Origin of the sequence: Mycolicibacterium madagascariense, assembly GCF_010729665.1 — a bacterium.
Lineage (GTDB): Bacteria > Actinomycetota > Actinomycetes > Mycobacteriales > Mycobacteriaceae > Mycobacterium > Mycobacterium madagascariense.
Window position 1 is genome coordinate 3,398,985 of record NZ_AP022610.1, and the last position, 23,232, is coordinate 3,422,216.

General features: G+C 67.7%; 20 protein-coding genes and 1 tRNA gene. 7 read left to right on the top strand and 14 right to left on the bottom strand.

What is annotated here, in order from left to right:
- Both G6N60_RS15980 and G6N60_RS15985 read left to right on the top strand, forming a co-directional pair.
- A complete protein-coding gene (locus G6N60_RS15980; RefSeq protein WP_163739117.1) occupies window positions 1–1,821 on the top strand; it encodes an FAD-dependent monooxygenase in 1,821 nt (606 codons plus the stop codon).
- Complete coding sequence (locus G6N60_RS15985) at window positions 1,818–4,136, top strand: thiamine pyrophosphate-binding protein (RefSeq protein ID WP_163739120.1); 2,319 nt, start codon at window positions 1,818–1,820, stop codon at window positions 4,134–4,136. The genes G6N60_RS15980 and G6N60_RS15985 overlap by 4 nt, the downstream gene beginning before the upstream one ends.
- A 424-nt stretch (window positions 4,137–4,560) precedes the next feature.
- Here G6N60_RS15985 and G6N60_RS15990 read toward each other — a convergent pair.
- Window positions 4,561–4,634 (bottom strand) — tRNA-Pro (locus G6N60_RS15990).
- A 112-nt stretch (window positions 4,635–4,746) separates the two neighbouring features.
- On the opposite strand from G6N60_RS15990, the gene G6N60_RS15995 reads away from it, so the two are divergent.
- From G6N60_RS15995 to G6N60_RS16015, 5 genes are all read left to right on the top strand, one after another.
- Entirely contained in the window at window positions 4,747–6,231 is a 1,485-nt protein-coding gene (locus G6N60_RS15995; protein WP_163739123.1) for a cryptochrome/photolyase family protein, read from the top strand.
- A 302-nt stretch (window positions 6,232–6,533) separates the two neighbouring features.
- A complete protein-coding gene (locus tag G6N60_RS16000; protein WP_263992034.1) occupies window positions 6,534–6,947 on the top strand; it encodes a helix-turn-helix domain-containing protein in 414 nt (137 codons plus the stop codon).
- A complete protein-coding gene (locus G6N60_RS16005; protein ID WP_163739129.1) occupies window positions 6,944–7,795 on the top strand; it encodes an alpha/beta fold hydrolase in 852 nt (283 codons plus the stop codon). Before G6N60_RS16000 ends, G6N60_RS16005 begins: the two co-directional genes overlap by 4 nt.
- A gap of 526 nt (window positions 7,796–8,321) precedes the next feature.
- On the top strand, window positions 8,322–9,326 hold the full coding sequence (locus G6N60_RS16010; protein WP_163739133.1) for an IS481 family transposase: 1,005 nt from the start codon (window positions 8,322–8,324) through the stop codon (window positions 9,324–9,326).
- An 18-nt stretch (window positions 9,327–9,344) separates the two neighbouring features.
- On the top strand, window positions 9,345–10,415 hold the full coding sequence (locus G6N60_RS16015) for an aldo/keto reductase (protein WP_163739137.1): 1,071 nt from the start codon (window positions 9,345–9,347) through the stop codon (window positions 10,413–10,415).
- A 3-nt stretch (window positions 10,416–10,418) separates the two neighbouring features.
- Here the strand turns inward: G6N60_RS16015 and der are convergent, their stop codons facing one another.
- The 13 genes from der to steA form a co-directional block, all read right to left on the bottom strand.
- Window positions 10,419–11,852, bottom strand: coding sequence for a ribosome biogenesis GTPase Der (gene der, locus G6N60_RS16020; protein ID WP_163739140.1), 1,434 nt, complete (start codon window positions 11,850–11,852; stop codon window positions 10,419–10,421).
- Window positions 11,849–12,541, bottom strand: coding sequence for a (d)CMP kinase (gene cmk, locus G6N60_RS16025; protein WP_163739142.1), 693 nt, complete (start codon window positions 12,539–12,541; stop codon window positions 11,849–11,851). The genes der and cmk overlap by 4 nt, the downstream gene beginning before the upstream one ends.
- On the bottom strand, window positions 12,538–13,284 hold the full coding sequence (locus G6N60_RS16030; protein WP_163739143.1) for a pseudouridine synthase: 747 nt from the start codon (window positions 13,282–13,284) through the stop codon (window positions 12,538–12,540). The genes cmk and G6N60_RS16030 overlap by 4 nt, the downstream gene beginning before the upstream one ends.
- Window position 13,285: 1 nt before the next feature.
- Window positions 13,286–13,996, bottom strand: coding sequence for an SMC-Scp complex subunit ScpB (scpB, locus tag G6N60_RS16035; protein ID WP_163739145.1), 711 nt, complete (start codon window positions 13,994–13,996; stop codon window positions 13,286–13,288).
- A 10-nt stretch (window positions 13,997–14,006) separates the two neighbouring features.
- Window positions 14,007–14,819, bottom strand: a complete 813-nt coding sequence (locus G6N60_RS16040; protein WP_163739147.1) for a segregation/condensation protein A — start codon at window positions 14,817–14,819, stop codon at window positions 14,007–14,009.
- Window positions 14,816–15,703, bottom strand: a complete 888-nt coding sequence (locus tag G6N60_RS16045; RefSeq protein ID WP_372510913.1) for a ParA family protein — start codon at window positions 15,701–15,703, stop codon at window positions 14,816–14,818. Before G6N60_RS16045 ends, G6N60_RS16040 begins: the two co-directional genes overlap by 4 nt.
- Before the next feature lie 80 nt (window positions 15,704–15,783).
- A complete protein-coding gene (locus G6N60_RS16050) occupies window positions 15,784–16,341 on the bottom strand; it encodes a TetR/AcrR family transcriptional regulator (protein WP_163739151.1) in 558 nt (185 codons plus the stop codon).
- Window positions 16,342–16,401: 60 nt separating this feature from the next.
- Window positions 16,402–17,571, bottom strand: coding sequence for a flavin-containing monooxygenase (locus G6N60_RS16055; RefSeq protein ID WP_163739152.1), 1,170 nt, complete (start codon window positions 17,569–17,571; stop codon window positions 16,402–16,404).
- A 2-nt stretch (window positions 17,572–17,573) separates the two neighbouring features.
- Window positions 17,574–18,524, bottom strand: a complete 951-nt coding sequence (xerD, locus tag G6N60_RS16060) for a site-specific tyrosine recombinase XerD (RefSeq protein ID WP_163739154.1) — start codon at window positions 18,522–18,524, stop codon at window positions 17,574–17,576.
- Window positions 18,521–19,144 carry an NUDIX domain-containing protein gene (locus tag G6N60_RS16065; protein ID WP_163739156.1) on the bottom strand — a complete coding sequence of 208 codons (624 nt, stop codon included), beginning with the start codon at window positions 19,142–19,144 and terminating at the stop codon, window positions 18,521–18,523. Before G6N60_RS16065 ends, xerD begins: the two co-directional genes overlap by 4 nt.
- Window positions 19,137–20,885, bottom strand: a complete 1,749-nt coding sequence (locus G6N60_RS16070; protein WP_163739158.1) for a CTP synthase — start codon at window positions 20,883–20,885, stop codon at window positions 19,137–19,139. The genes G6N60_RS16065 and G6N60_RS16070 overlap by 8 nt, the downstream gene beginning before the upstream one ends.
- A 117-nt stretch (window positions 20,886–21,002) precedes the next feature.
- Window positions 21,003–21,944: a copper transporter gene (locus tag G6N60_RS16075; protein ID WP_163739160.1), complete on the bottom strand. Its 942-nt coding sequence runs from the start codon at window positions 21,942–21,944 to the stop codon at window positions 21,003–21,005.
- Between the two features lie 35 nt (window positions 21,945–21,979).
- Window positions 21,980–23,164, bottom strand: a complete 1,185-nt coding sequence (steA, locus tag G6N60_RS16080; protein WP_163739162.1) for a putative cytokinetic ring protein SteA — start codon at window positions 23,162–23,164, stop codon at window positions 21,980–21,982.
- Between the last annotated feature and the right edge of the window lie 68 nt (window positions 23,165–23,232).

Consider the following 23,232-nt stretch of genomic DNA (forward strand, 5'->3'; position numbering starts at 1 on the left):
ATGGCAACTGAAGCCATCGTCATCGTCGGCGCCGGTGCAGCCGGCTGCACGCTGTCGCTGCTGCTGGCCCGCTACGGCATCCGCAGTACCGTCGTCGAGCAGCGCACCGACACCAGGCTCCACCCCGCCGCCCACGTCGTCAACGCCCGCACCCTCGAGATTTGGAATGCGGCCTCCCCCGCCCTTATTCGCGCGCTTGAGGCCGTGACCCCACCCATCGACACGGTGAACGTGATCCGGTGGTGCACCAACGTGCATGCCTCGCCGCTGGGTGAGATCGACCTTCTGTCCGACCCGAAGAGGCTCGCCGAGGTGAGAGGACACAGTCCGTTCCTGATCTCACACATCGGCCAGCACCTGCTCATGCCTGCCCTGTGGGAAGCACTCGATCACGACGAATCGATCGACTTCCGCCGCGGCTGGCGCGCTGACATGACCACCGGGTCCTTGACCCTGCGGCCACCGCACGCCGTACCGATGACGGCGTCACCGCGGTACGTGATCGCCGCCGACGGGGCCAATAGCGCCCTGCGCGACGCCGCGGGCATCGCCATGGACGGGCCTGTCCTGGCCAACATGGGCAGCGCCTTCTTCCACGCCCCCGATCTCTACCCGCAGGGCCACGACCGCCCTTTGTTGAGCTGGATCTATCACCCCCGCTTCAGTGGAGTGATGATCGCCCACGCCGACGACGACTACGTGCTCATGACGCCGTACCTGCACGCGGCGCAACCCATCGCACGCGACCCGATGAACTACTGGAAGAGGCAGCTGCCCAACGTGATTGGTAGCACGAACTACCAGATCCGGTCGACCGGAACGTGGACCATGACCTCTCAACTGGCCACCACGTTTCGCCGAGGCCCGCTGCTGTTGGTCGGCGACGCCGCCCACAGATTCCCCCACACCGGCGGTTTCGGCCTCAACAGCGGTGTCCAAGACGCTCACAACCTGGCCTGGAAGTTGGCCGCGGTGTTTCGGTCGGGCGCGCCGGATTCCCTGCTCGATACCTACGAGACCGAACGCAGACCCGTGGTCGCCCGTTTCGCCGAGCAGAGTGCGACCAACCACTTCAAGCTCGACGAGGTCACCGCGCCACTGGGGATCACCAATCGCTCCCTGCACCGGGCGACTGAATTCATGACCAGACCGTGGCTGTCCGCAATCCCCGATCGCGTCATGGCCCGCGTCGCCGATGGCCTGACCCACGCGCAGACCTCTCGCACGAAGCGACTGCTGCGCGACGACGCAGGTGGTCGGCGCCTGCGCCGACGGATGGCCGAAGCCATCCCCGGCCAGCTCGAGCACTTCGTCGCCAGTGGTCTGGAATTCGGCTACGCCTATGTCAGTCCGCTCATCGACACCGGCATCGAGGGCCCCTGCCCCGACGGCGACGTGTCCATCTACGAGCCGACGACGCATCCCGGCGCACGCCTGCCCCACACCCTCGTCGGTGACGGCGTCGGGGGTGTCCGCCCGCTGCATGACCTCATCCGCGACAGCGGACTGACGCTGTTCACCGCCGACCCGCGAGTCTGGGCCGAGAACCTGCCACCATCGCTCGCCGACGTCCCGATCACGGTGACCGCGCTAACCCCACCCGGCCACGACACCCCCTCGGCGATGCTCGATCTCCTCGAGATCGGTGACCGGGGCGCCGTCGTCGTCCGTCCCGATGGTCACGTCGTGTGGCGCAGTCGCACCGGGGTCGACGCCGTGAACCAGTTCGAGGCGTTCGTGCGCAACGCCTGGGCTCCCCTGAACGGTGTGCGAATTCAGGCCGGCCGGGATCCGGCTCCACTGCACCAGGAGCAGTCATGAGCCCATCGCACTCGACGTCGGCACCTGCCGAGGGCGACGTGCTGAAGGACGTCTGCGACGCGGTGCTGTGGTTGGCGACCTCGATCGTCCACCATGCCAACCGAATACGGCCGAACCCGACGGGAATGAAAGTGGGCGGCCACCAGGCGTCGTCGGCGTCGATGGTGGCCATCATGACGTCCCTGTGGTTCGAGCAGCTCCAGGCTGCTGACCGTGTCGCGGTGAAGCCGCACGCCTCACCGGTGTTGCACGCCGTCAACTACCTCCTCGGTGAACTCGACGAGAAGTACCTGCCGACCCTGCGGGAATTCGGTGGGCTGCAAAGTTATCCGAGCCGATCCAAGGATCCCGACCCCGTCGACTACTCGACGGGGTCGGTGGGCATCGGTGCCACCGCCCCCGTCTGGGGGGCCTACGCCCGCCGCTACCTGGACAACGGCTTCGCCACGACCGGCGCGGGCCGCCAGTACTCACTGGTGGGTGACGCCGAACTCGACGAGGGCGCAGTATGGGAGGCGATCCTCGATCCCACCGTCCAGTACCTGGGCGAAATCGTCTGGATCGTCGACATGAATCGGCAGTCGCTGGATCGAGTAGTGCCCAACATCGCCGCCGGACGCCTGGAATCGATGTTCTCCGCGGCGGGTTGGCAGGTCCTCACCGTCAGGTTCGGCAGGTTGCTCGAGGAGTTGTTCACCCGATCCGGCGGAGCCTCGTTACGACGCCGCATCCTGGACATGCCCAACCCCGAATACCAACGCCTACTACGCTGCACCGCAACGGAATTGCGTGAGCGATTGCCCGGCACCGAGTCCGATGCGCACGACATCGCGCTCCTCCTGGCCGATCTCGACGACTCGACCCTCCTTGCCGCGATTCGCAACCTGGGCGGACACGACCTCGACTCACTGCGCGAAGCCTACGCAGGGATCGACGACACCCGGCCAACGGTCATCATCGCCTACACCATCAAGGGTTACGGACTGCCCATCGAGGGACATCCGCAGAATCACTCATCGCTGCTCAGCGACGAACAGTACGCCGCGCTCGCGGACCGCCTCGGCAAGGACACCACCCAACCGTGGCTGACCTTCGCCGACGACAGCCCCGCCGGGCGTCTGTGTTCGGCCGTCGCCGAACGCCTGCATCGCGCCCGCCCCAACGCGACTGCGCCGCCTACGGTTCCCACGGATCTCGGCCGTACCCCGCCCGCGGTGTCCACCACGCAAGCCGCCCTGGGCCGTGCCCTACTCGACCTGTCGCGTGACGCCCCCAACGTCGCCGCACGCGTCGTGACCGTGAGCCCCGACGTCAGCTCCTCGACCAACCTCGCCGGGTGGCTGAACAAGGTCGGAGTGTGGTCCACCACCGAACGGCGCAACTGGTTCGACGATGACCGGGACACCATCATGCACTGGCGCGAGAAGCCCACCGGCCAGCACGTGGAACTCGGGATCGCCGAGACGAACCTCGTCGGCCTCATCTCCGAACTCGGCGCCACCTGGAGTCGCTGGGGGGAACCGCTGTTTCCGATCGGGGTGCTGTACGACCCCTTCGTCGAGCGCGCGCTGGAACCGTGGTCCTACGGCATCTACGCCGGTGGCCAATCCATTCTGGTCGGGACCCCATCGGGCGTCACCCTCGCATCCGAAGGCGGGGCGCACCAATCCATCAAGACCCCCTCGATCGGACTCGAGCAGCCCGGCTGCGTCAGCTTCGAACCGGCGTTCGCCGTCGAAGTCGAGTGGATACTGTTGGACTGCCTGTCCCGGTTGGGGCGCCCTGAGGGCAGCTCATCATATCTGCGCTTGTCCACCCGACCCGTTCGACAGGATCTCGCGGCAATCCCCGTCGACCCCGCTGCGCGCGAGCGCCGCCGTCGCCACGTCACGGCCGGCGGGTACGTCCTCCGCGACCGTGACGACCCCGACGTCACCTTGGTCACCATGGGAGCCATGGTCACCGAAACCCTCACCGCCGCAGATCGGCTCGCACGGATGGGCGTGGCGGCAGAGGTCGTGTGCGTCACCAGTCCGGGACTACTCTACGAGGCGCTGCAGGCACGCCGCGGGCTCGGCGGCGGCCCGTCGTGGATCCTGGACCACATCCTCCCTGCCGACCGCGCCGTCCCCATGGTCACCGTGCTCGACGGACATCCGCACACGCTGACCTTCCTGGCCACCGTCAACCAGGTACCGGTCAGGACGCTTGGCGTCAGCAGCTTCGGACAGGTCGGGTCCCTCGAAGCGGTGTACGCACACCACGGGATCGATGCCGCCAGCATCATCCGCGCCGCCATGGACGTAAAGCATTGAACGACGACACCCGCACCCGTCGTTCACACCGACGTAAAGGGGCGTAGTTGCCGGGCCATACCACCCATCGACGACGTCAACGATGTGGAAGTCCAGCATGACGAATTAACGTGCCCTTCATTCGACTACACGACGCGTGGCATACCTGCGCCACTCTCGTGCACTCGCCGGGCGTCCCCATTGCTCCAGTTGCCGCGTGGCTTGGCGACGCCGGCATCTCGTTCACGACGCGCACGCGCGTGCACACCCAGACCGATGCGTTGCTGCCCGCAGTTTTGCTGTGCGGTCAGACGCCGCCGAGGATGACCGCGCCGTGCGAAGAGCAGTTCCCCGACTCGTCACGATTCGTGACGGTTTCTGGCCAAGCAAGCAGCTGTGAGACCCGCCAAAACAAGAAGGACCAGCTCAAGGCTGGTCCTCGTTGTCGGGCTGACAGGATTTGAACCTGCGACCACTTGACCCCCAGTCAAGTGCGCTACCAAGCTGCGCCACAGCCCGCGGCGCTGCCGGGATCGCCGGCAGCGGTCGAAATGCTACCCCAAGCCCTAGCCAGTCCCCGAATCGCCGCCCGGCAGCGTCGGGGGGCCCGCAGGTGGGTAATGCCACGGATGTGACCAAGGACGACAGTCCCCTGTGGCTCTTCGCCGACCAGCTCGGCCCAGCGGTCTACGGCGGCGAGCACGCCCACCGCGAGGTGCTCCTCGTCGAGGCGACCTCCGCGTTGCGCAAGCGCCGCTACCACCGGCAGAAGCTGCACCTGGTGCTGTCGGCGCTGCGGCACGCCAAGGCCGACCTCGGCGATCGCGCCACCCTGCTGAGGACCGACACCTACACCGACGCCCTCGACCAGTTCGACCGGCCGGTGCTGGTGCATCAGCCGACGTCGTTCGCCGCGGAGCGGTTCGTCAACCGACTGCACGAACGGGGCCTGGTCGCCGAAGTGCTGCCCACGCCGACGTTCGCGTTGTCCCGCGAGGACTTCAAGACCTGGGCCGGCAACCGCACGCGATTTCGCATGGAGGAGTTCTATCGCGACCAGCGCCGGCGCTTCGAGGTCCTGATGGACGGGACCGAACCGGTCGGGAACCGGTGGAACTACGACGAGGACAACCGGGAACCACCGCCGAAGAAGCAGCGCACCCTGGAGCTGCCGAAGCCCTATCAACCCCGCGAGGACGACATCGACGACGAGGTGCGCCACGACCTCGACGCGATGGACCTCGACACGATCGGCGTGGACGGCCCGCGGCTGTTCGCCGTGACCCCCACCGAGGCGAAGCGCGCGCTCGACCGGTTCATCGAGCACCGCCTGCCCGACTTCGGTCGCTACGAGGACGCCATCATGGGCGAGGACTGGGCCATGTCGCACTCGTTGCTGTCGGTCCCGCTGAACCTCGGCGTGCTGCATCCGCTGGACGCCGTCGAGGCCGCCGAACGGGCGTACCGCAGCAAGGACGCCCCACTGGCCGCCGTGGAGGGCTTCATCCGGCAGATCCTCGGCTGGCGCGAGTACATGTGGCATCTCTACTGGCACTTCGGCCCGGACTACACGCGCAACAACACCCTCGATGCCCACACACCGCTGCCCGACTGGTGGGCCAACCTCGACTCCGACTCGGTCACCGCGGAATGCCTACGCCACGCGATTCAGGGCGTGCGAGATCGCGGCTGGAGCCACCACATTCAGCGGCTCATGGTGCTCGGCAACCACGCCCTGCAGCGCGGTTATCAGCCCGCCGATCTCACGGAGTGGTTCGCCACCGCCTACGTCGACGGCTTCCGCTGGGTGATGCCCACCAACGTCGTCGGGATGAGTCAGCACGCCGACGGCGGTCGGCTGGCGACGAAGCCGTACGCGTCCGGCGGCGCGTACATCAACAAGATGAGCGATCACTGCGGCAACTGCGCCTACGACCCCAAGAAACGTCTGGGCGATGACGCGTGTCCGTTCACGGCCGGCTACTGGAACTTCGTGCACCGCCACCGCGACCTGCTCGCCAAGAACAACCGCACGCAGCGCGTGGTGGCCAACATGAACCGGCTCAAGGATCTCGACGCGGTGCTCGAGCAAGAAGCCGACCGCCACGCCTTCTAGCTGTTGCGGGTCATGACGTTGTGGACGGTGGCCGGGAGCGAGTGGGTTGCAGTTGATGGGCCGTGGCGGTCGGGAGCCACGCGAAGGGTTAAGAGTGCCAACGGGTGCTAGGTGGGCCAATAGTGTTCGTGTGCAGTCCGATTCAGATCGGCGGGGTCACACGGAATCTTGTCCCGAAGTCCTCGTGATCTGCGCCAACACGGCGTCCGCCTTGACGTGGACAGTTACGAATAACTCCCTATACATCCCCATTGTTGGCGAGATAGCGATTGATGCGGTAGTTTGTGGATGTGAGTGTTGCTGTGTATTCGGCTGAGCAGGTGGCCGACATTCTCGGACTCCACGTGCGAACCGTGCGCGGATACGTCCGTGACGGCCGCCTGCCGGCCGTGCGCATGGGCAAGCAATACCGAATCACCGAACAGGACTTGCAGGCCTTCGCGGGCGTGGTCACTGACGAGCCGGCGCGCGCCCCGCACGCTTGCGTCTCTACCGTCGTGCACATCGACAATGTCGATCGCCTCACGATGGATCGCATCACCACACATCTCACTGCCGCGGCGATCAGCGATTCAAACCGACCAGGACAGCTCAACGTTCACTCGACCTATGACGAATCTGCCTGCCGTCTAACTGTCTTCGTCGTCGGCGACCCAGAATCCACGACCGCCGTCATCGGATTGATCGGCACCCTAATAAGCCAGGACGGCGAGTGAACGCCGACGTCTACCGCTCCCAATCTGGCCAGCGCGCCGTCGAGCAGAGTTATCGCGAGCTTCTTCAACGCTGGGCAGTGCCGCTGCGGCATCACTGCGTCGCCACCCGCGAGGGCGATACCTTCGTCCTGGACTGTGGACCGACAGATGCACCACCGGTCGTGTTGCTGCACGGCGCCGGGAGCAACAGCGCGATCTGGCAGGCCGATGCGTCGCGCTGGTCACTGACCCACAGGCTGTACATGGTCGACCTCATCGGCGAGCCGGGATTGAGCGCACCATCCCGCCCGCCTCTTGACTCCGATGCCTATGCGTTGTGGCTCGACGACCTACTCGGCAAGCTGGGCGTAGAAGCCGCTGGTTTCGTGGGAGTGTCGTTGGGCGGCTGGCTGGCCACGGATTACGCAATCCGCCGGCCCGGCCGCGTCGAACGACTGGCACTGCGGGCCCCAGGCGGTATTGGCCGTCAACGCTACGGAGCCGTCCTCGCCGCACTGGCCCTGATGCCTTTCGGGGAGCCCGGTACGCGTCGTGCTCTGCGGATCGCGCTGGGGCCCGGCCGCATTCCTGACCCCGTCATCGACTACATGCTGCTCATCCAACGCAACTATCGTCCCCGCCGCGACACCCTGCCCGTCTTTTGCGACGAAGACTTGAGAGATATCACCGCACCACTTTTCGTCGTGCTGGGTGCGCGCGACCGCATGCTCAACTCGCACGACACCGCCGCACGTTTGACTCGCCTGCAGCCAGCAGCATCGATCAATTTGCTTCCCGACGCAGGCCACGGTCTGCTCGACGACGGCGCCGAGCTCTATAGCTTCCTCAACCAAGGCGCAAGACCATGAAACACCCTTTGGATCCCTGGATCCTCCGAGAAGAAGTACGCCGTGACCTTCGCACCGCGATCAAATCACGCCAACCGGAGACGATCTCAGTCCTACGAACGATAATCGCCGCGATCGACAACGCCGAAGCCATCCAACCAGAAGCACACATGCCGCGATCGGCCGACGGTACCGTCGCCCACTCCTCACCCGGAGTCGGGTCAACCGAGGCGCCCAGACGCGAACTGGCCATGCGAGACGTCCACGCGATCATTCGAGACCTCCTCCACGAATACGACACCCAAGCACAGCAGTACCGCTCGATGCGCCAGCACGAAGCAGCCGACCGCCTTCGGCGCCAAGCCAACATCTTGCACTCCTACCTCCCTGCATCGGGCAGTCCGACTTCCTGCTGACGCAACCTCCGCGATCGGAGGCGGTGAAGTCCCGACAGCGAATCCGGCAGCCCATCCCTTGCTCGCCTGATCCGCCCACAACGGCGTCTATACCCCTTTCCTCAACTAGCCCATACGAAGACAAGGACCGTATGCCCCATAGAAACGCACCCCTGTCCGTAGAAGGACGCCGCCGACTGGTGCATCGGTGTCAAACCCGACCGATCGCACACGTTGCTGCAGAGATGGGGATATCACGGGCATGTGCATCGAAGTGGGTCAACAGATTTCGTCGATACGGTGAACTGGGTTTGCACGACCGATCGTCAGCGCCACACCGCCAGCCAACGGCCACGGCAGCACCAACAGTCGAAGCAATCGAGCGGCTGCGCCGAGAACGCAAATGGTCAGCTTCTCGCATTGCCCACGAACTACACATCCAACGCGATATCGATATCAGCCGCCGCACCGTCTCACGAATACTGCTCGACCTGGGACTGAATCGCCGGCGCTTCATCGACGCGGACGGACAGTCCAATCGAATACCGCGCACGATCAGCGCCCTTCGCCCAGGCCACATGGTCCACGTGGACGTCAAGAAGGTAGGACGCATCCCAGACGGCGGAGGCTGGCGCGTGCACGGCAGAGACAGCACACAGGCGAAAGCTGTCGCCTCAGCCACTAGGGCTGGCAGGAAGGCAGGGTACGTATACCTTCACTCGGCCGTGGACGGATATTCCCGACTGGCCTACACCGAAGCGTTAAGCGATGAGCGGGCCACAACACCCATCGGCTTCGTACACCGGGCGCGAGCGTGGTTCGCCGTGCACGGAATTCACCACATCGACCGAATCGTCACCGACAACGGATCATGCTACCGGGCTAACGACCTCGCCAAAGTACTTCACGGCGCCCGCCATCAACGCATCACGCCATACACACCGCGCCACAACGGAAAAGTCGAGCGCTTTAACCGTATCCTTGCCGAGGAGTTCCTCTACGCGCGCACCTGGACCTCGGAGCAACAACGCACCGACGCCCTCAAGATCTGGAACATCCACCATAACTACCACCGCCCACATGGAGCCATCGGCGGCCACCCGCCAGCATCAAGAATGACCAACGGCGTCACCAACGTCATGGCCTCATACATCTAGCCCGCCTACGATGACCCGATGACCGACGATCTCGCCATCTCCGACGTCCCGTTCACCCACGATCCCTGGGTGGCGTCCAAGAACCGCTACGACTCGATGCCCTACCGCCGCGTGGGGACCTCGGGTCTGCTCCTGCCCGCCATCTCGCTGGGGCTCTGGTACAACTTCGGCGACAACCGGCCCTTCGACGTCCAGCGTGAGGTGCTGCGCCACGCCTTCGATTGCGGCATAACGCATTTCGACCTCGCCAACAACTACGGACCGCCGTACGGATCAGCCGAGGAGAACTTCGGCAGGATGCTGCGCCGCGACTTCAAGCCCTACCGCCACGAGCTGATCATCTCGTCGAAGGCCGGTTGGGACATGTGGCCGGGGCCCTACGGTCAGCTTGGCGGTCGCACCTACCTGCTCGCCAGCCTCGACGAATCCCTGGACCGGCTCGGCCTGGACTACGTCGACGTCTTCTACTCCCACCGCATCGATCCGGTGACGCCGCTCGAGGAGACGATCGGCGCCCTCGACACCGCCGTGCGGGCGGGCAAGGCGCGCTACGTCGGCATCTCGTCGTACTCGGCCGCCAAGACCGCCGAGGCCGCGGCCATCGCGCAGCGCCTGGGCACCCCGCTGGTGATTCACCAACCGTCCTATTCACTGCTCAACCGCTGGATCGAGAACGGCCTCACCGCCGAGCTCGCCAAGGTCGGCATGGGAGCGATCGCGTTCACCGCGCTGGCGCAGGGCCTGCTGACCGACCGCTATCTCGAACGCTCCGCTGCCGAGATCGACCGCGCCACGGCGCGACCCACGTTCGACGACGACCTGGTCACCGACGAGGTCAGCGAGCGCCTCAAGGGGCTCGCCGGGATCGCGAAGCGGCGCGGCCAGTCACTGGCGCAGCTCGCGCTGGCCTGGGTGCTGCGCGAGCCGACGGTCGCCTCGACCCTGATCGGCGCCTCCAGCGTCGCCCAACTCGACGAAAACCTCGGCGCCCTGGACAATCTCGGTTTCAGCGCCGACGAGCTCGCCGAAATCGACCGCTACGCTTCGGATTCCGGCATCGACCTGTGGCGGGAGAGCTCGGACGTCTGAGCCCTAACGCTTCCTGGCGCCCGCGCCGCGCTTCTCGCGCACGCGGACGTTGATCTTGATGGGACTGCCCTCGAAGCCCCACTTCTCGCGCAGCTTGCGTTCGAGGAATCGCCGATAACCCGCCTCCAGGAAGCCCGAGGTGAACAGCACGAAGGTCGGTGGCCGCGCCGTCGCCTGCGTCGCGAACAGGATCTTCGGTTGCTTGCCGCCACGCACCGGCGGCGGCGTCGCGGCGACGATCTCCTTGACGTACGTGTTGAGTGGCCCGGTGGGGACGCGCTTGTCCCAGGACGCCAGCGCACTCTCCAAGGCGGGCACCAACTTCTGCACCGCGCGCCCGGTCTTTGCCGAGATGTTCACGCGTTGCGCCCACTGCACCTGCTCGAGCGACAGGTCGATCTCGCGGTCGAGCAGGAAGCGCCGGTCCTCGTCCATGAGGTCCCACTTGTTGAAGGCGAGCACGACGGCCCGACCCGCCTCGATGACCATCGACAGCACCCGCTGGTCCTGTTCGGTGAGCGGCTGCGACGAGTCGATCATCACCACGACCACCTCCGCCGCGTCGATCGCTCCATGCGTGCGCACCGACGCGTAGAACTCGTGTCCGCTGGCCTGGCCCACCTTGCGACGCAGACCCGCGGTGTCGACGAAACGCCAGAGCTTGCCGTCCAATTCGATGAGCGAGTCGACGGGATCCACCGTCGTCCCCGCGACGTCGTGCACCACCGACCGCTCGTCACCGGCCAACCGGTTCAGCAGCGAGCTCTTGCCGACGTTGGGCTTGCCGACGAGTGCGACGCGGCGCGGACCGCCCGCGCCCGAGGCGATCTCGGACAACTCCGGCAATACGGCGAGCACGGCGTCGAGCAGGTCGGCGACGCCACGGCCGTGCATCGCGCTGACGGGATGCGGCTCCCCCAGCCCCAGCGACCACAGCAGCGCCGCCTCGGACTCCATCTTTTCGTTGTCGACCTTGTTGGCCGCCAAGAAGACTGGCTTTCCCGAGCGTTGCAGCCGTTTGGCCGCGGCCTCGTCGGCACTGGTGGCGCCGGTGATCGAATCGACCACCAGGATGATCGCGTCGGCGGTGCGCATCGCGACGCTCGCCTGCTCGGCGACCAGACTCTGCAGTCCCTTCGCGTCGGGCTCCCACCCGCCGGTGTCCTGCACCATGAAGCGACGACCGAGCCAGTTCGCGTCGTAGGACACCCGGTCACGCGTCACGCCGGGGATGTCCTGGACGACGGCCTCGCGGCGCCCCAGGATGCGGTTCACCAGGGTCGACTTGCCGACGTTGGGACGACCCACCACGGCCACCACCGGCGGCGGGGCGTAGTCCGCTTCGAGATCGCCGACGTCGATGCCGTCCGGCGCCAGCTCCCAATCGGTTTCGTCGCTCCACGTGCCGTCGGCCACGTCGGCGTCGTCGTCGCTCATCGTGATGCTCCAGTCCGCTGCCGCTGCTCGACGAGGTCCAGCAGATGCGCCACGACCTCGGCTTCGGACATGTCGCTGCTGTCGACGACGATCGCATCGTCGGCTGCCCGCAGCGGCGACACCGCCCGCGTCGAGTCGAGGTGGTCCCGGCGACGCACGTCGGCCAGCACGGCCTCGTAGTCACCGGGCTGGCCTGCCGCGACGTTCTGGTCGTTGCGCCGCCGGGCCCGCTCCTCCGCCGAGGCGGTGAGGAAGATCTTCACGTCGGCGTCGGGCAGCACCACGGTGCCGATGTCGCGACCCTCGACCACCACGGTGACCGACCCGTCGGCTAGCTCGCGCTGCCTGGCCACCAGGAGCGTTCGAACGTCGGGCACCGCCGACACCGCGGACACGGCCTTGGTGACGGCGTCACCGCGAATCTCACTCGAGACATCCTCTGCGCCAAGGAAGTACAGATCTTCGTCGGGATCGAAGCCCACCGTGAAGTCCACCTGCGCGGCCACCTCGGCCACGCCGTCGACGTCCTCAAGATCGGTTCCGGACCGCAGCACGGCCAGCGTCACGATCCGGTACATCGCGCCCGTGTCCAGGTATCGGGCGTGCAGTCGACGCGCCAAACCCCGTGATACCGAGGACTTTCCGGTACCCGCCGGTCCATCGACGGCAATCGTCACCGGGCCGCTCACAGTCCCACCGCCTTGTACAACTCGCCGACCTCTTTACTCGTCAGAACCCGGATGCTGCCCGGCTTCTGCTCGCCGAGGGACACCGTGCCGATGTCGGTCCTGACCAGATCGGTGACCGGGAAGCCGACCGCCTCCATCATCCGGCGCACGATGCGCTTGCGTCCCTCGTGCAGCGTCACCTTCACCAGGGACTTGCCCGGCACCGTGTCGACCATCGCGAAGTCGTCGACGTGAATGGGGCCGTCGTCCAATTCGATGCCGGCCTTCAGCTTCTTGCCGAGACCGCGCGGCACCGAACCGAGGACCGTGGCGAGATAGGTCTTGGGCACCTCGTAGGAGGGGTGCATCAGGCGGTGCGCCAGCTCGCCGTCGTTGGTCAGGATCAGCAATCCCTCGGTGTCGGCGTCGAGGCGGCCCACGTGGAACAGCTTCTTGTTCCCCCGGACCCGGTATTCGACGAGGTCTCCGACGCAGGGCCTGCCCTGGTCGTCCGACATCGTGGAGTGCATGCCGCGTTCCTTGTTGATGGCGAGGTACACCATCGTGTCGTCGAGGCGGATCTTCACGCCGTCGACCCGGATCTCGGAGGTCTCCGGGTCGACGCGGGTACCCATCTCGGTCACGACGTGGCCGTCGACCTCCACCCTGCCGTCGCGGATCATCCGTTCCGCGACACGGCGCGACGCCACCCCCGCCTGCGAGAGGATCTTCTGCAGTCGGGTGCCGTCGTCTCCGTCAGCCATGTCAGTCCTTGTCCACGTCGAAGGCCACCGTGCGATCGTCGGGCACCACGCCCAACTTCACGAAACGTGGCTCCTCGGCCAATGATTCGGTGATGTCGTCGATGTTGTCCACGTCGGGCAACAGCGGCGCGATGTCGGGCAGGTCGGTCAGCGACGAGAGCCCGAGGCGCTCCAGGAACAGCTCGGTCGTCGCGAATGTCGTTGCGCCGGTGTCGGAGTCGGTGCCCGCCTCGGTGATCAGGCCGCGGGCGAGGAGGGTGCGCATGACCGCGTCGCAGTTGACGCCGCGCACCGCGCTGACCCGGACCCTGGTGACCGGCTGGCGGTACGCCACGACCGCCAGCGTCTCCAGCGCCGCTCGGGTGAGCTTGGTGCGGGTCCCGTCGAGCAGCAACCGCTCCACGAAGGGGGCGTAGCGGGCCCGCGTGTACATCCGCCAGCCGCCGCCCGCTTCGCGCAGATCGATGCCGCTGTCGCGGGCCGTCAACTCGTCGGCCATCAGTCGCAGCTTCGCCGCCACCCGGTAAGCGGGCTGATCCAGCGCGGCCGCCAGGGCGTCCACGGTCACCGGGGTGTCGACGACCAGCAGCAACGCTTCCAGGACCGCGCCGAGTTCGGCGTCGGACATCTCGGGGTGTGCTGCGACGTCGATGCCGAGGTCCGCGTCGCCCAGATCGAGGGCAGGGTCGGGACCCGGGTGTTCGTCAGTCATTGCGCGTTTCTCACTCTTCCACCGCCGCCGCCAGGTATTCGCTGGTGGGGCGATCCCCGGTCCACGAAACCTGCAGCACACCAAGCGGTTCTGGCTGGTCGAATGCTACCGCGTGAGCACGGAACAATTCGAGCAGCGCCATGAACCGCCCGACGATCTCGATGGTGGCCCCGCAGTCCGACACCAGGTCAGAGAACGACGCCCAGGCCCCGATCCCGCGTTCCTCGAGCATGTTCAGCAACAGCCGCGCCTGCTCGGGAACCGACACCCCCTGCACGTGCAGGTGGTCGGTCCCGACGATCGGCGCCGGACGCGGAGTGAACGCCGAGGCCGCGATCTGGGCGAAGCTCTCGGCGTCCACACCCAGCATGACCTCGGGCAACAGGTCGGAGAAGTGCTCCTCGAGCGACACCGCCCGCGGGTAGCTACGCAGCGCGGCGGCCTCGAGTTCGCCGAACATCACGGCAACGTGCTTGAACGCCCGGTACTGCAGGAGCCGCGCGAACAACAGGTCGCGCACTTCGAGCAACGCCAGATCCTCTTCGTCGTGCACCTCGCCGGCGGGCAGCAGCCGGGCCGCCTTGAGGTCGAGCAGGGTGGCGGCAATCACGATGAACGCGGTCGTCTCGTCGAGCTCGAGCTGTCGGCCGATGTCCCTGGTGTAGGCGATGAAGTCGTCGGTCACCCGGTGCAGGGCGACCTCGGTGACGTCCATCCGATGGGCGAAGATCAGCTGGAGCAACAGGTCGAACGGGCCCTCGAAGTTGGTCAGCTTGACCTGGAAACCGGTCTGCGGTGATTCCTCGGGTGCCGGCGAGCTCACGCGCCGAACCGGTCGATGACCTCACGCGCCAACGATCGATACGCTTGCGCGCCAGCCGATTTCGGTGCCCACGTGGTGATCGGCTCGCCGGCGACACTGGTCTCGGGGAAGCGCACGGTGCGGGTGATGACGGTGTCGAACACCAGGTCGCCGAACCGCTCCACGACCCGCGCCATCACCTCGCGCGAGTTCACGGTGCGGGGGTCGTACCGCGTGATGAGGATGCCGCCGATGGTCAGCTTCGGGTTGAGCCGGTCGTGCACCTTGTCGACGGTGTCGTTCAGCAGCGCGAGCCCGCGCAGGGAGAAGTACTCGCATTCGGTGGGGATGATCACGACGTCGGAGCAGGCGAGCCCGTTGACGGTGAGCAGGCCCAGCGATGGCTGGCAGTCGATCAGCACGTAGTCGTAGCGGTCCAGCACCGGATGCAGCGAACGGGCCAGCGATTGTTCGCGGCCGACCTCGTTGACCAGCTGGATCTCCGCTGCGGAGAGGTCGATGTTGCTGGGTACCAGGTCCATGCCCTTGACGCGGGTCTTGATCAGCACGTCGTCGATGGACACCCGCGGCTCGATGAGCAGGTTGTGCACGGTCTGGTCGAGTTCGTAGAGCGGCACGCCGAGGCCCGCGGACAGCGCGCCCTGCGGATCGAGGTCGACCAGCAACACCCGGCGGCCGTATTCGGCGAGGCTCGCACCCAGGTTGATCGTCGAGGTGGTCTTGCCGACCCCGCCCTTCTGGTTGCACATCGCCACGACCTTCGCCGGGCCGTGCACGCTTCTGGGCTTCGGTTCCGGAATCGGTCGGGGTGGGCGGCCGGTGTGGCTGATGCCGTCGGTGGTGCTGCCGTCGTCGGTCACGCGGGACCGCCGCCGGTCAGGCATCCTTCGGGCTGGGCGAACATCGCATGGAGTTTAACGGGATGGGAACGCCTCACACGCCAGACCCGCGCGACCTGGGCCGACTAATGCGTGCCCGCGCCATAGCGCAGGCCGTCGACGAGCAGTTCGACCATCACCTGGGTGTGCGTCCCGTCGTTTCCCGGGGTGGGAACGGTCAGGTTGCCGACCGCATGCAGCAGGTCGATCGGATCGATGCCGGCGCGGATCTCGCCCGCGGCGACCGCGGCGCCGAGCAGCGATTCCAGCGCAGGTCCGAGCCGTTCGGCGAAGTAGGCGGGCAACGGATCGAAGGCGGGGTCACCCGAGTGCAGGGCGGCGGCCAGGCCACGCTTGGTGGCGATGAATCCGGTGTAGCGCTGCAACCAGCTGGCGAGCGCGTCGACGGGACCCAGTTCGGCGGCGAGGATCGGTGCAGCCGCGGCGCACGCGTCCACCTCCCGGCGGAAGACCGCTGCGACCAGGTCCGAGCGTTGCGGGAAGTGGCGGTAGATGGTGCCGACGCCGACTCCGGCCCGGGCCGCGATCGCCCGCACCGGAGCGTCGACGCCCGATTCGGCGAAGACCTCCTTGGCGGCCTGCAGCACCGCGGCGAGATTGCGTTGCGCGTCGGCACGGACCACGCCATCACCTCACTCGCCACGCGGAGGACCGGTCCGCCCGCCTCACGATAGGGCACCCGCTCAGAACAGCTTGCCCCTCCTGGGGCGCCCGGCCTCGGCGATCTCGCGGGCGATGCGCCCCGCCAGTCGCTGCGACTGCATGCTCGTGTACCCGATCAGGGAGGGCCGTGGCATGAGACCGTGGAACCACAGGCCCGGCGCCGCGGCCACGTCACCGTGCGCCATCGGCCTGCCCGCATCGGTCAGCACGCCGAGATGCCCGACGAGCGGCGCGAGCCCGTTGCGGTAGCCCGTCGCCGCGATGACGGCGTCGGCGGCCAGCCGGGCCCGGTCGGTGAGGACCGCCGACGTGCCCTCGAACGACGTCAGGGCCGCCACCACCTCGACCGAGCCGTCGCGGACGGCGTCCACGACGTCGGGATCCACCAGCGACGGCGACACCCCCAGCCGGTGCGCCCTGCTGAACGGGCCCTCCTCCGGGATCGGCAGACCGAGGTCGGTGAGGTCGCCGAAGGCCGCCAGACGCCGTCGTCGGGAGATGGCGTCGGCCCAGCGCGGCGGTATCCGGTACAGCGGCCGGGACAGGACGTCGTTCGGTTGCCCCAGTGGACCCGTGCGCGGCAGCAGGTTAGGCGGCGTGCGCACCGACAGCCAGACCTTGGCGGCTCCCCCCTTCGCGAGATCATGGGCGATCTCCATCCCGGAGGAACCCGCTCCGACGACGAGCACGCGCTTGCCGGCGAACGGCGCGGGGTTGCGGTAGGCCGAGGAGTGCAGCACCTCGCCGGCGAATGACTCGGAGCCCGGCCAGTCCGGCAGGGACGGGGTGTGCGCGGGCCCGGTCGCCACCACGACGTGCGCGGTGTCGACGATGCCCTCTCCGGTGACGACGCCCCACCCGCTCGGGGTCCGGCGGACCACCCGTTCGACGGGGGTGTTCATGCGCCATTCGATGCCGCGCTGCCCGGCGTGCTCGTCGAGGTGGGCGATGACCTGATCCCGGGTGGGGAACTGCGGAGTTCCCTTGGCGTACGGCCGCTTTGGCAGGTGCGAGTAGCGTGCCCCGGTGTTCAGCCGCAGCGCGTCGTAGCGGTTGCGCCAGGACGCCCCGACCCGGGCATCGCGGTCCACCAGTACGGACCGCACCGCGAGATCACTGAGGCACAGCGCGACGCCGAGGCCGGCCATCCCCGCACCGATGACGACGACCTGGTGCTCGGGCGCGCTCATGCCTACCGGGCCCGCGGATGGGCGCCCGCCCACACCTCGCGCAGCGCCGACACGGTGACCAGGGTGTAGATCTGCGTCGTGGTGACCGAGGCGTGGCCGAGCAATTCCTGGACGACGCGGACGTCGGCGCCGCCCTCGAGCAGGTGCGTGGCGAAGGAGTGCCGCAGCGTGTGCGGTGACACCGAGGCCGCGATGCCCGCCCGCTCGGCGGCGTCCTGCAACACCTGCCATGCACTCTGCCGCGACAGCCTGCCGCCGCGGGAGTTGAGGAAGATCGCGCCCTGAGCGCCCTTGCCGCGGCGGGCCAGGTCCGGCCGGCCGCGGACGAGGTAGGCGTCCAGCGCGGCGACCGCGGGCCGCCCGATCGGCACCAACCGCTGCTTGCCGCCCTTGCCGCGTAGCAGGACCGACCGTGACTCGGTGTCGACGTCGTCCACGTCGAGGCCGACGGCCTCGGAGATGCGCGCGCCGGTCGAGTACAGCACCTCGAGCAGGGCGCGGTTGCGCAGCGTCAGTGGCCCGTCGGTCTCGCCGTCGCCGCCGGCGCCCTCCAGCAGCGCGACGACCTCGTCGAGGCTGATGCTCTTCGGCAACCGACGGCTCGGGGTGGGGGGTTTGACCCCGCGGGCGACGTCGGCGGTGCTGAGCCCCTCGGCGGCGGCGAACCGGTGGAACCCGCGGACCGCGATCAGCGCGCGCGCCGCGGACACCGCCGACAGCGGGACGTGGCCGAGTTCCTCGTCGCCGACGCGCAGCGACACCAGGAACTCGCTGACGTCGTCTTCGGCGACCTTCCCCACGTCGTCGATGCCCCGGGCGGCGAGGTGGGCGACGTAGCGCCGCAGGTCGCGCCGGTAGGAGCTGAGCGTGTTGTCGGCCACCCCGCGCTCGATCGTCAGGTGGTCGAGGTACCCCTGCACCTGATCGTCGAGCTGTCGGACGGCGGTCGTCACCCCTCGGCCATCCTCGTGGCGAACCTGGTCGACCGGTCGGGCCACGGCGTGTCGACGGGGCGCACCGCCCGGCCATCGCGCCTGACGGTGTGAGCGGCCAGAATGCCCGCCACGGCAAGGGAATTGACGATCGTGCCCGTCAGCACCATGTCGACCGCGTCGGCGAGCGGAAACCACTGCAGCGTCAGGTCGGCCTCTTCGTCGTGCGCGTCGGGGCGGCCGACGTCGGTGATCCCGGTGGCCAGGTAGATGCGCACGCTCTCGTCGCTGAAGCCCGCCGCGGAGATGACGTCGACCAGCACGCCCCAGTCACGGGCGCGCAGGCCCGCTTCCTCTTCCAGCTCACGGGCGGCGCTGAGGTGCGGCGCCTCCCCGGAGACGTCGAGCAGGCCCGCGGGCAGCTCCCACAGTCGCCGGCCGATCGGGTGGCGGTACTGGAGGATCAGCGCCACGTCGTCGTTCTCGTTCAAGGCGACGATGCCCGTCGCGCCGTAGTTCTCGATGACTTCGCGGCGCGCGGTGCCACCGCCCGGCATCCCGACCTCGTCGGCCCTCAGCGCGAAGATCTTCCCGACGTAGAGGGTCTCGCTGTCGAGCGTGGTGAAGTCGTGCTCAGCCACGGTGCGCGGGTTCTGGCAGCTCGGCGCCGTTGGACCGCTGGGTCGCCAGCTCGACGGGCAGCCGTTCGGCGGCCTTGTAGTCCAGGGCGGCCCCGACGAACGCGACGAACAGCGGATGCGGCCGCGTCGGCCTGCTCTTCAGCTCCGGGTGCGCCTGGGTCCCGACGATGAACGGGTGCACCGCCGCGTCGTATTCCACGAACTCGACCAGGTGGCCGTCGGGTGAGGTGCCGGAGAAGCGCAGTCCGCTCTCGGCGATGCGGTCGCGGTAGGCGTTGTTGACCTCGTAGCGGTGCCGGTGCCGCTCGGACACCTGCGTCGACTGGTAGGCCTGCGCGACGATCGAATCCTCTTGCAGCACAGCGGGATACGCGCCCAATCGCATGGTGCCACCGAGGTCCGCCTCCCCCGCCACGATGTCCTGCTGATCGGCCATCGTGGAGATCACCGGGTCCGGCGTCTCCGGGTCGAACTCGGCGGAGTTGGCGTCCTCGATGCCGACCGAGCGCGCGGCTTCGATCACGATGCACTGCAGGCCGAGGCAGAGGCCGAGCACTGGAATGCCTTGCCTGCGGGCATATTTGATGGCGCCGAGCTTGCCCTCGATGCCACGGATGCCGAACCCGCCGGGGATGAGCACCCCGTGCACGTCGTTGAGCGCCAACGCCGCGCTGGGGTCGGTCTCGCAGTCGTCGGAGGCGACCCAGCGGATCTCGACCTTGGCGCGGTGCCGGAAGCCACCGGCCCGCAGCGCCTCCGCCACCGAGAGGTAGGCATCGGAGAGGTCGATGTACTTGCCCACCAAGGCAATTCGCACGGTCTCCTGCGGCTCGTGCACGCGCCGCAGGAGGTCGTCCCACTCGGTCCAGTCGACGTCGCGGAACGGCAGGTTGAGCCGGCGCACCACGTAGGCGTCGAGTTCCTCGCGGTGCAGCACCTTCGGGATGTCGTAGATCGACGGCGCGTCGGGGGTGGAGATCACGCCGTCGACGTCGACGTCGCACATCAGCGCGATCTTGTTCTTCAGCGGCTCGGGCACGTCGCGGTCGCAGCGCAGGATCAGCGCGTCCGGACTGATGCCGATGCTGCGCAGCGCGGCCACCGAGTGCTGGGTCGGCTTGGTCTTCAGTTCCCCCGATGGCGCGAGGTAGGGCACCAGCGACACGTGCAGGAAGAACACGTTCTCGCGACCGACCTCGTGGCGGACCTGACGGGCGGCCTCGAGGAAGGGCAGCGACTCGATGTCGCCGACCGTGCCACCGATCTCGGTGATGACGACGTCGGGACGGTTGCCCTCGTCGTCCGGTGCGGCCATCGCCAGGATGCGGCGCTTGATCTCGTCGGTGATGTGCGGGATCACCTGCACGGTGTCGCCGAGGTACTCACCGCGGCGCTCCTTGGCGATCACGGTCGAATACACCTGCCCCGTGGTCACATTCGCCGAGCCCGACAGATTGCGATCCAGGAAGCGCTCGTAGTGGCCGACGTCGAGGTCGGTCTCCGCGCCGTCCTCGGTGACGAACACCTCGCCGTGCTGGAACGGGTTCATGGTGCCCGGGTCCACGTTGAGATAGGGATCGAGCTTCTGCATGGTGACCTGCAGACCGCGCGCGGTGAGCAACTGGCCGAGGCTGCTCGCGGTGAGGCCCTTGCCGAGCGAGGACGCCACCCCGCCGCTGACGAACAGATGCTTGGTCGTGGTCTGCGGGTGCCTGCGTAACGGACTGGCTCGGCCTGGCAAGTGCACCTCCGTGGCGAATGGCTTGGGGCCTGCGGACCCACGGAAACTCACCCTAACACCCACCCCGACAACTCGTCGCTGACGCGCCGATCGACCGGCGGAGGCGACGCGAAGGGCCTACTGGGCGACGGTCACCGACGCCGCGCCGCGGCCGATGCCGTACTGGCCGGGACGGCCACCGCCGGTCATCTCCTGCAGCGCAAGCACCGAGGTGATCCGACCCGACTGGCTGTCGACGTCGTCGACCGTGCTCACCGACCCGTTCAAGCTGGCGTCGGCGCGGACCACCGCGACGGCCCCGGTTCCAGACGCCGACCCGTCCCGGCCCGCGACCAGCGTGCCCGTGCCGTGCGGAGCCAGCCCGGCGGCGAACCGGGCCACCGTCGCGCCCTGGTTGCCCGCATCGTCGGCGAGTCCCCCACCGGTCACGATCACCGCCGTCTCCGCAGGGCCGATCCGGTCGGACCCGTAGGTGACGAAGCCCGTGTCCCGCAGCGCGCTCAGCACGGCGTCGCGCTGGCCGTCGTCGACGGCGGGGGCGGCCGGATCCCGACCGGTCAGCAGGGCGATGCCCAGCAGGTCGCCCGCCTGCGACCCCTGGTCGACCGACGTCGTGCTGAGCTGGCGGCCCGCCGGCACGATGGGCGAATTGACCACCGACAGCAGCTTCTCCGAGGAGTTGGCGTCGACGAACTCCTTGGTCAGCGTCACGGTGCCCGTCACGACGCCGCCGGCCTGACCCACCAGCCGCGACACGGCCTGGACGTCGTCGTCGGCGGCGTCCGGGGTACGGAACATCACGACCGACTTGCCCTTCATGGCGTCGCGCAGCATTCTCGGCGACATCTGCGCGTCGAAGTCGGCTGCGGCGTCGAGCTTTTGGTTCAGCGCGTTCTTCTGGTCGGTCAACCCGTTGATCTGGTTCTGCAGTTGCGCCTTGTCGTCCTTGAGCCCGGCCAGCAGCGTGTTCGACAGCAGACCGGAGCCCAGGGCTACCCCGACGGCCAGGGCCAGGAACACCGCAGCCAGCGAAATGGCATGCGAGCGAAGGGAAATCACGAGACCTCCGAAGGATGTGAGCGGTGACCGACGGGTCAGGTGACCAGGCCCTGCACCCACAGGGAGAACTGGTTCCAGTACTGGGTGAGCCAATCGATCACGACGGTGTCCGCACGCGACACCCACAGCGCGGCGATCACGGCCACCAGCATGGCCAGCACCAGGAGCGCGATCGCGCCGCCCGAGACCCGGCTGCGGTACAGCGTGGCGACGGCCTTGGCGTCGACGAGCTTCTCGCCCACCTTGAGCCGCGTCAGGAACGTCGAGGGGTTGCTCTGCTGGCGGGTGCGGTCGAAGAACTCCTCGATGCTGGCGTTGTGACCGGCGGTGACGATCAGCGACGCCCCATGGTGGTCGCACAGCAGCATCGCCAGGTCGGCGGCTGATCCGGCGGCGGGGAAGGTCATCGCGCCCACGCCGAGGTCCTGGATGCGCTCGAGACCCTTGGCGTGGCCGTCGGCGTCGGCGGGAAGCACGACCTGCGCACCGGAGCGCAGCACCTCGACGCTCATCTCCTCCGGATCGCCCACGATGAGCGCGGGCCGGTGACCGGCCTGGCGCAGCACGTCGGCGCCGGCGCCGACCCCGACCAGCACGGGCTGGTACTCCTTGATGAACGGCTTGAGCGCCTTGAGATCCTCTGCGGCGTCGGCTTCGTCGGCCACGATGACGACGTGCCTGCGGTGCAGGTCGACGTCGATGTCCGGAATGCCCATGCCGTCGATCAGCAGCGGGCTCTCGCTGCGGATGAACTCGATGGTGTTGCCGGCGAACGCCTCGAGGTGGGCGACCAGGCCGCTCTTGGCCTCGTGCATGAGGTCGTGGATCTCTTCGTCGTTGCGCTCGGTGCCGTGCGCGATGCGGCGGTCACCGGAGTAGACGCCGCCGTTGTGCAGCCGCACCTTCGCGCCGTCCTTGACCTTCTTGAAGACCTCGACGCCCGCCTCGTCGATGAGCACGACACCGTTGGCGACGAGGACCTCCGGGCCGAGATTGGGGTAGCGACCCGAGATCGAGGGGGACGCGTTGACGACGGCGGCGATCTGCGCATCCACCAGGGCGTCGGCGGTGATCCGGTCGAGGTCGAGCGCGTCCATGACGACGATGTCCCCGGGACCCACGCGGCGCAACAGGCGGTCGATGTCGCGGTCGACGCGAGCCGTGCCGGATACGCCGGGACGGGAGCCGGCATTACGCGAGAGCAGCGCTGACATCTTCATACCGGGATTGTGTCGGCCAACCCTCAAGTTGAGGTGGAGGCGCGCCGTAACACCAGCCTCAGAAGTTC